Consider the following 8,392-nt stretch of genomic DNA (forward strand, 5'->3'; position numbering starts at 1 on the left):
CGTCTGAAGCCCATGCTGTTCGACGACGAGCACCTCGAAGAGGCCAGTGCCGCCAGGGCCTCGCCGGTGACCAAGGCGCTGCGATCCGAGCACGCCAAGACCAAGGATGCCAGCAAGACGGCCAACGACGGCTCACCCTTGCACAGCTTCAGGACCTTGCTGCAGGACCTCTCCACGCTGGCCTACAACGTCACCCACACGCATCTCAACCCAGAGGCCAAGATCATCACGACCACGCGGCCCACGCCGCTTCAGGCAAAAGCCTTTGCGCTGCTCGGATTGAATCCCGCCTGTACCCAGTAGTCGCCCTCCCTGCGAACGCAAAAGCTCAAGCAGGGCGCGCACTTACGTCTCGGCAGTCATCAAAGTTCGGACTAAGCCAACGGAACGGAGCTGTCATGCATTCAGGTATCAAGCAGGCCGCGCTCTGGGCGCTTGGGATGTCGTTGTTCGCAGTCGAACCGGGCGGCGGCCATGCCGCGTCGACTGCGGATGTCCGGGCCATCAGCAAGGAGGCGTACATCTATGCGTATCCAATGCTCGAAAGCTACAACACCATGTACAAGCAACTGGCGAACCCGGCCGGGCGCGAGTACGTCGGTGGCTTCGGCAAGTTCCGCCACTACTCCGAAGCGTTCACCCCCGACAACAAGGACATCGTCACGCCCAACAACGACACGCCGTACTCGTGGGCGTGGTTGGACCTGCGCGCCGAACCGTGGGTCGTCAGCGTGGCGGCGGTGCCCGGCAATCGCTACTACGTGCAGCAGTGGATCGACCTGTTCACCTTCAACTTCGCGTACATCGGCTCCCGGGCGACCGGCAACGGCGCCGGCAACTACCTCTTCGCAGGTCCGAAGTGGGATGGCAAAGTGCCGCCCGGTATCGACAGGGTGTTCCGATCGGAGACCGACATCGTCCTCACGCTGACCCGTACCGCGCTCAACGGACCGGACGATGTCGCTGCGGTCAAGGCCGTCCAGGATGGCATGCGCTTGCAGCCGCTCAGCGGCTTCACCGGCACTGCGCCGCCGCCGACCTTGCCAGCGATCGTCCTGCCGCCCTATGACGTCGCCAAGGCCCGCTCGCACGACTTCATCGCGTACCTGAATTTCCTGTTGCAGTTCACGCAGCCACCGCATCCGAGCGAGGTGGGCCTGATGAAGCGCTTCGCTTCGATCGGCATCGGCCCCGGGCTGCCCTTCGATGCATCGAAGTTGCCTCCTGAAACGCTGTCCGCGGTCGACGACGGCGTGGAGGACGCGAAGGCTGCGCTTGCCGAGAAGTCCAAGGTGACACTGTCATCCAACGGCATATTCGGGTCACGCGAAGAACTGAAGAACGATTACGTCCTGCGGGCCATTGCGGCCGAGAAGGGCCTCTACGGCAACTCCCTCGTTGAGGCCTGGTACGGCGGCTACGTCGGCGATGGCAGCAAGCTTTCGACGGTGCATTTCGCGCCGGGCCAGTTGCCGCCGGCCAAGTTCTTCTGGTCGATGACGCTCTACACGCTGCCGGACCGGTTGCTGTATGCCAATCCGCTCAAGCGCTATTCCATCGGCGACCGCACCAAGGGGCTGCAGAAAGACGCGGACGGCGGTCTGACGCTCTACCTCGGACACACCTCCCCCGGTCCCGACAAGGAGTCGAACTGGCTGCCCACTCCCGAAGGGCGCTACAGCGCGATCGGACGCATCTACGGGCCGAGCGAGGCTGCCATGAACGGCACCTGGAAACTTCCCCCGCTGCAGCCAGTCCCACGGTAGGCGGCGTGTCTCGTGCGGCTACTTGGGCCGCACTTCATGCTGCGCCGCCGGAAGCGGAGAGGCCCGTGACCAACTCGGCCGTCGTGACGATCGCGTGCGCATAAGTCGGCCCGTTGATCTCGTGCGCGACCTTCATCGCTTCCATCGAGAAGGCAGCGGTGGCGTCGCGCACCAGCGTGACGTGGTAACCCAGTTCCATGGCGAATTTGCCGGTGGTCTCCAGGCAGGTGTTGGCCAGCATGCCGATGAGGATGAGGCGGCGGATGCCGTGCTGGCGCAGCTGGATGTCCAGGTCGGTATTGGCGAAGCCGCTGGAGCCGCGGTGTTCCTTGATCATCACGTCTTCGGGTTGCGGCTGGAAGTCCGGGTGCCATTCCGCGCCCCACGTGCCCTCGGCAAAGAGCTGGATGCGGTGGGCACCGAGCTGGTAGGGCGTGGGATGAGCCCAGTGGCTGAAGTCCGAGGGCCGGGCGCGGTGGTGCGGCACATAGAACACCGTGACGCCGGCCGCGCGGCACGCGGCCACGGCGTCGCGCATGTGCGCGATGGTGCCGACCTCTTCCATCACGGCCTTGGCGCGCGCTTGCAGCTTGCCGTTCTCGCTGAGGAAGTCGTTGTAGGGGTCGACCAGCAACAGCGCGGTCGGCTCGGTGGTGGATTGAGAGTCGGGCATGTTGGCTCCTTGGCTGTGAGTATTGCGATTGCGTCGCTGCCGAAGTAGGTTTATTCAGGGGAAGTCCGTTGCGCGCATCGTCGCGCACTGCCTGCACCGGGGGGCTCGCCACGTCGGCCGAGTCGCCGTCCAGTGCCGGCGCGAACCCGTAGCCACGACCCGGCACCATTGCGATGGCCGCTGCGCCGAGGAGCTTGCGCAGCGCGGCGACCTGGCGCAGTCCGGATCACGCACTCGGGTGATGGTCGAGACCTGGTGGTCAAGGCCGGATCGACATTCATCGGCGATCACCATCAGTCGATGTTCATCCAGGCGTTGGGTGTGGCCGAGTTCAGCATCGAGAGCGGTGATTGCGGTTGCCCTACCAGTCTTCCTTCACCGCAAGCACCGCGTCGCGCCCGGCCGCCGCACGGCCGGCAAGCCACGCCGTCACAGTGCCCGCCGCAATGACCGCAGCGCACAGCGCGAGCAAGCGTCCCCAAGGCACGAGCATGTCCATGGTCCAGTGAAAGCTCTGCGGATTCACCACCTTTACCAGCACCACCGACACGGCGAGCCCCAACGCGATGCCGGCGAAGGCGCCGATCACGGTCCACGCCGCACCTTCGCCAGCGACCACGGCCAGCACCTGTCGCCGCGTGAACCCCAGGTGCGCGAGCAGCCCGAACTCCTTGCGCCGCGCCAGCACCTGCGCGCTGAAACTCGCAGCCACGCCGAACAGGCCGATCGCGATCGCCACCGCCTGCAGCCAGTAGGTGACCGCGAAGCTTCGATCGAAGATACGCAGCGACGTGGCGCGCAACTCCCCCACGGACGCGAACTCCAGCGCATCGCCAGCCATCTGCCTTTGCGCGGCCAGCGCGCGGATGGCTTGCTGCACTTGCGAGGTTTCGGTGCCCGGCGCGAGCCACAGCGAGACGTCGTTCACGCTGCGGTCGGAGGTCAAGCGTTCGAAGTCGCGCGCGTCCAGCACGATGGAGCCGAACTGACGCACGTAGTCCCGCCACACGCCGGCCACGAAGAATTCGGCCGGGGGCTTGCCCTCGCGCTCGAAGGTCTTCGCCAGCGGCGCAAACGATGCGCCCGGTCGCGCGCCATAGAGATCGACGACGGCCTCGCTCACGTAGATGCCAATGCTCCCCGCCGGCGTCTTGAAAGCCTCGCCCACCAGCGGCAGCGCCTGCGTCGCATCGCCCGCGAAGGTGCGTGCGAGCAGCGTCACAGGCGGCTGCGTCGCCGCCAGCGACACCTGCCGCGCACGCACCGTGCTGACACGCGTCACGCCCGGCACCTTCCCGATAGCGGCCACGAGTTCAGGCCCGAACGCACCGGTATCACTGGCACTGCCCGATCCGCCCACATTGGCCGCACGAAGATAGAGATCCGCCGGCAGCACCACATCCAGCCACCGCGTGACCGAATCGCGAAAGCTCGCGACCATCACCGTCAGCGCCACCGCCAGGCTGAGGCTTGCAACCACCCCGCTGACAGCCACCGCCGCCGTACCACGCATGCGCCGCGCGCGCTCCACCGCCAGCAGCGGCAGCAGGCGCTTCGCCATCGCGGGCGCCAGCCGGTCGTAGATCAACGCGATCAGCCCCGGCAAGCCCGTGATGCCTCCCACCAGCAACAAACCGACCGACAAGTACGCTGCAAGGGGTACGCCATACACGGCCGGTGCGAAGGCCAGCACCGCACCGCCGACGACCAGCACGACCGCGATCCATTGCCGTCCCGAACCTGCAGGCGCGGTGCCCAATCCCTTGAGCGTCTGCGCCTCCGGCAGGGCTTGCGCGGCACGCGCCGGATACCAGCCGCCCACCATCGCGGCCAGCACGCCGAGCGCACCGTACGCCATTGCCGCCGCCGTGCTCCATTGCAGCGCCGGCGCCACCCCCGCGAAGTAGCCGCCGCCCAGGTCGCCTCCGAGCACCTGCAGCGCGAAAGCGGCCAGTGCCGTGCCGAGCCCGACGCCCGCAACGCTGCCGACGACGCCGAGCGCCAATGATTCGATCAACACCAGTCGCAGCCGCTGTTTCGGCGTGAGCCCGAGCACGCCCAGCAGCGCGAACTGCTGCGCCCGCTTGGCCACGCTGAGCGCCAGCACCGAGAACACCAGGAACGCGCCCGTGAACAGCGCCACCAGCGCCAGCACCGTGAGGTTCACGCGGTAGGCCCGCGACAGGTTGCTCACGCGCTGTGCTGCATCGCCAGGCTCCGCGATCTGGACCGCCGCAGGCCAGCCGGGCGACCGCGGCAGCGACGCCATGAAAGCGGCCCGGTCGACGCCCGGTGCCAGGCGCAAATCGATGCGCGTGAGCTGCCCGCCGCGCCCGAAGAAGTCCTGCGCCGCGCCGATGTCCATCACCGCCAACGCCCTGCCGCCCGCCGCCACGCTGCCCGCGACATCCACGCGACGTGCGCCCGACCCGGTTCGCAACTCGATCGAAGCCACATCGCCCAAGGCCGATCGCGCGCCCATATTCAAGAAGACCGCGCCAGGCGCCAGCGGCGCGAGGCGTGGCGCACCCTCGGCGGGCTTGGGAATCAACTCCGGTGCGATCGATGGCAATGCCAGCGCATCCACGCCGATCACGCGAATCGACAGTGGCGCCGACAAGCCCGGCGCCGTCGCGACCGTGTAGGTGTCCAGCACCGGACTGGCCAGCGCCACGCGCGGATCGGCGGCGACACGCGCGAACAGCGACTCCTCGAAGCTGCCTTGGGAGGCGCGCAACTCCAGGTCAGGCTGGCCATTGACCGAACGCACCGCACTCGAGAACTCGTCGAGCGCCGACGCATTGATGAGCTGCACCGAAAAAGCCAACGCCACGCCCAGCATCACCGCCACCACGGCGGCCGCGTTGCGCCACGGGTGATGGCGCAATTCCTGCCAGGAGAAAGTGAAGAGCAGGGCGCGCATGCCGCGATTGTGGCGCGCGGGAAATCACCTGGAATCGTGAAGCCCGCCCTTGTTCGCAAAGACCGGCGCCTTCAAGAATGCAGCCTCAGGTATCGAAATAAAACAGGGAGCGCTTCCGTGACTTTGCAGGACCTCGCCTTGAGTGTGCGGGAAACAGATTCCAGGACCTATTCGTGGGTGATTCTCCAGGGCACTGGCGAGCAGGGAACCTTCGTCAGTTATGCGGAGTTCGACATCTCCGAATGCAGCTACGACAGTTATTCGGATGCGCTGGTCGCCGGCTTTTCCAGGCTGCGTGCGCTCGGCGGCCGGGACGGGCCACGCTGGCTCTGAGCCGGCGCGCGCAACCCGGCCCGCGGGCTCATGACCCTTGCGAATGCTCGTACAGCCGCGTGGCCAGGGCCTCGATCTCATCCCGCAAGGCCAGTTGCGCCAGCCAATGTGCGGGAATGCTGCTGACGCCGTAGAAGGCGCCAGCAATCTGGCCGCAGATGGCGGCGGTCGTGTCGGCATCGTCGCCAAGGTTGGTCGCCATCAACACCGCTGCTTCGAACGAGTCCGTTTGCGCAAAGCACCACAACGCCGCCTCGAGTGACTGCACGCAATAGCCGCTGCCCTTGATCTGCGCTCGGCTCCTGGCGCGATAGTCGCCGCACGCGATCGCCATCACCTTCGGCTCTGAAAGCCCCGGGCAAGCTGTCGCAAGAACATCCTCCCTGGCCTTGCCCTGCAAGGCGGCAAGCAATTGCAGCCCGAACAACTGCGAGCACTGGATGGCCTCGGGCGCGGCGTGCGTCGTGCGCGTGCTCTCACCGGCGAAATGGCGTGTGGTTTCCGCATCGTCGGCATGGAACATCACCACGGGCGCGAGACGCATGAGGGCGCCATTGCCGGCCGTGCGCGGGTCGGTGTTTCCGGCAAAGGGGTCGCCGGAGACGAGGTACCGGTTCAACGCCGCATTGACCGTTCCGCCGATGTCGAAGCATGTGCCGGTGCTGCTCATGTAGCCGACGTTGCGCCAGTTGCAATAGCGGTTCATCTGGTCTTGCGCATCGAAGCCCCGGCAATGCACCAGGCTCGCCGCGAGGCACAAGGCCATCGAGGTGTCGTCGGTCCACTGGCCCGGCCGCAGATGAAACGGGCCGCCGCCCGACATGTCCGTGACGGGCTTGAAACTGCCACGCGGACTGAACTCGACCGTCGTGCCTACCGCGTCCCCACAAGCGAGGCCGAAAAGCGCACCGAGGTGACGGTCAAGCGTGGTTGTCTCCGAAGTCTTCATCAGTTGCCTTCCTGTGCGCTGACAAGCAGCGGCGATTCGGCCGGTGTTTCCAGCAGTGGGTTGAGCGGCTGCGCAAATGCACGTTGCGCGTTGACGAAGGCCGTCATGTCGATCACTTCGAGCAATTCGGACTTGGCCATCGCGGCCAGGGTCGCGCCGCGAAGTCCCAGTTGGATGGCGCGACGCTCCACCTTCGCGCCGCTGGGTGCGTGATCCGGGTCCCATTGCAAACGGACCTCGGAAGCACCGACGGCTGCCTGCCAGTCTTCACGCGTGGCAAAGCGGTGGGTTGCTGCGTTGAAGGTCGACGGCACCGCGCTGCGCACGACGTGCTCGAAGAATGGCCGGCGCAAGCGCAGTCCCAGCGTGATCTCCTGGCCTTCCTTGGTGCCCCAGCCGGACCGGTACATCATCCAGAGGAAGTTGGGCTTGATCCAGCTCATGCGCTTGAAGCTGAAATCCGGGCCACCGAGATGGCCGTTGCGAATCGCCCATTCGCCGATGGCGGGGCGGTAGGCCTGATAGACGATGACGGAGTCGACGTCGTAGTGCGCGAGGATGTGTTGGCCTTCTTGCGGCCAGCGAGCGAGTTGGGAGCGATAGGGTTCAGTGGGCAGCGGGATGTTCACGCTTCTTCCTTGTTGTTCTTGTGAGTTGTATTGTACAACTAATGTGGGTTGCATAATACAACTAATCAATCTCGAGCCATCGCCACGTGTGAAGAATTCAGATCTTTCAAACGCTTCGCCGGACTTCCCGCGCCCCTTGGTCACGGTCGATGTGGCGATGTTCACGGTGCGCGACGGGGCGTTGCAGGTGCTGCTTGTCAAACGGCCGTCCGACGACGCAGAACCCTGCCCGGGCCGCTGGGCGCTGCCAGGTGGCTTCGTGGATGTGAAAAGGGATGCCTCGCTGGGCGACTGTGCCTTGCGCAAACTGCATGAGAAAACGGGCGTGGTGACGCCCTATCTGGAGCAACTCGGGAGTTGGGGCGGAGCGACGCGCGATCCACGGGGCTGGTCGACCACGCATTGCTTCTATGCGCTGGTGCCCTCGCAAGCCATGGCCTTGCACAAGGGGGCCAATGCAGCCGATGTGGATTGGTTCGAGGTGGATGCGGCACAGCGAAAGCGCCTTGCGTTCGACCATGGTGAGTTGCTTGCCAGCGCTGTCGCACGGTTGCGCAGCAAGGTGGAATACACCTCGCTGCCCGCCTTTCTGCTGGAGGAGCCGTTCACCCTGCCTGCCTTGCAGCAGACCTACGAGATCGTCCTGGGTCGTCCGGTCGACAAGAGTGCTTTTCGCAAGCGCATGCTGGATGGCGAATTCATGGAGGAAGCGGGCCAGGTGCCCGGCATCCTGGGGCGTCCGGCGATGGGCTACCGCTTGCGCGATCGCGCGCGGCCTGCGCTCTTTCCGCGAACCTTCAATGCGCCGGGGTGAACTCGGAGGGTGAGAAGATTTCGTAGCGAGGGCGCCGAGGTCGAGTCGCGGAGCGCGTACACACGTACGGCGAGCACCGCAGGCGCGAGATCGGTGACCGCAGTAGAAAGACGCTCACCCTCTCATATCAGTTTTCCACCGCGCTATCGCATGACCCATGACGCATGAAACCCGGGCGAGCAATGCCTGTTCGTGGGCACCCGCGGAACCGGCTTTGCCGGGCCGCTGGGTGCGCCCCCTTGAGCAACTGTGTTCAAAGTCAAGCTTTTAGCTCCGGACATGGCGCAATGGATTCCAGGCAGATT

The 8,392-nt window shown here is 65.6% G+C and carries 7 protein-coding genes and 1 pseudogene; 4 read left to right on the forward strand and 4 right to left on the reverse strand.

All coding sequences use genetic code 11. The features are described 5' to 3' along the window. Nucleotides 1–303, forward strand: a pseudogene (locus WKW82_RS39750) (IS1634 family transposase); the annotation flags it as partial. A gap of 95 nt (nt 304–398) precedes the next feature. Continuing rightward, complete coding sequence (locus WKW82_RS39755; protein WP_340348719.1) at nt 399–1,766, forward strand: DUF1254 domain-containing protein; 1,368 nt, start codon at nt 399–401, stop codon at nt 1,764–1,766. Nucleotides 1,767–1,800: 34 nt separating this feature from the next. Here WKW82_RS39755 and WKW82_RS39760 read toward each other — a convergent pair whose 3' ends face one another. Then, nucleotides 1,801–2,439 (reverse strand): cysteine hydrolase family protein, encoded by a 639-nt coding sequence (locus WKW82_RS39760; RefSeq protein WP_340348720.1) that lies wholly within the window; start codon nt 2,437–2,439, stop codon nt 1,801–1,803. A 361-nt stretch (nt 2,440–2,800) separates the two neighbouring features. Continuing rightward, complete coding sequence (locus WKW82_RS39765) at nt 2,801–5,362, reverse strand: FtsX-like permease family protein (protein ID WP_340348721.1); 2,562 nt, start codon at nt 5,360–5,362, stop codon at nt 2,801–2,803. A gap of 117 nt (nt 5,363–5,479) precedes the next feature. Between WKW82_RS39765 and WKW82_RS39770 the strand changes: the two genes are divergently transcribed. Further along, nucleotides 5,480–5,695, forward strand: coding sequence for a hypothetical protein (locus WKW82_RS39770; RefSeq protein WP_340348722.1), 216 nt, complete (start codon nt 5,480–5,482; stop codon nt 5,693–5,695). A 28-nt stretch (nt 5,696–5,723) separates the two neighbouring features. On the opposite strand, the gene WKW82_RS39775 is transcribed toward WKW82_RS39770, so the two are convergent. Both WKW82_RS39775 and WKW82_RS39780 read right to left on the reverse strand, forming a co-directional pair. Beyond that, nucleotides 5,724–6,644 carry an ADP-ribosylglycohydrolase family protein gene (locus WKW82_RS39775; RefSeq protein WP_340348723.1) on the reverse strand — a complete coding sequence of 307 codons (921 nt, stop codon included), beginning with the start codon at nt 6,642–6,644 and terminating at the stop codon, nt 5,724–5,726. After that, nucleotides 6,644–7,273: a DUF4291 domain-containing protein gene (locus tag WKW82_RS39780; RefSeq protein WP_340348724.1), complete on the reverse strand. Its 630-nt coding sequence runs from the start codon at nt 7,271–7,273 to the stop codon at nt 6,644–6,646. Before WKW82_RS39780 ends, WKW82_RS39775 begins: the two co-directional genes overlap by 1 nt. A 157-nt stretch (nt 7,274–7,430) precedes the next feature. Here WKW82_RS39780 and WKW82_RS39785 point away from each other — a divergent pair, with 157 nt between their 5' ends. Continuing rightward, nucleotides 7,431–8,087, forward strand: coding sequence for an NUDIX hydrolase (locus WKW82_RS39785; RefSeq protein WP_340348725.1), 657 nt, complete (start codon nt 7,431–7,433; stop codon nt 8,085–8,087). Nucleotides 8,088–8,392: the final 305 nt, after the last annotated feature.

It is taken from the genome of Variovorax rhizosphaerae (assembly GCF_037889975.1).
Lineage (GTDB): Bacteria > Pseudomonadota > Gammaproteobacteria > Burkholderiales > Burkholderiaceae_C > Variovorax > Variovorax rhizosphaerae.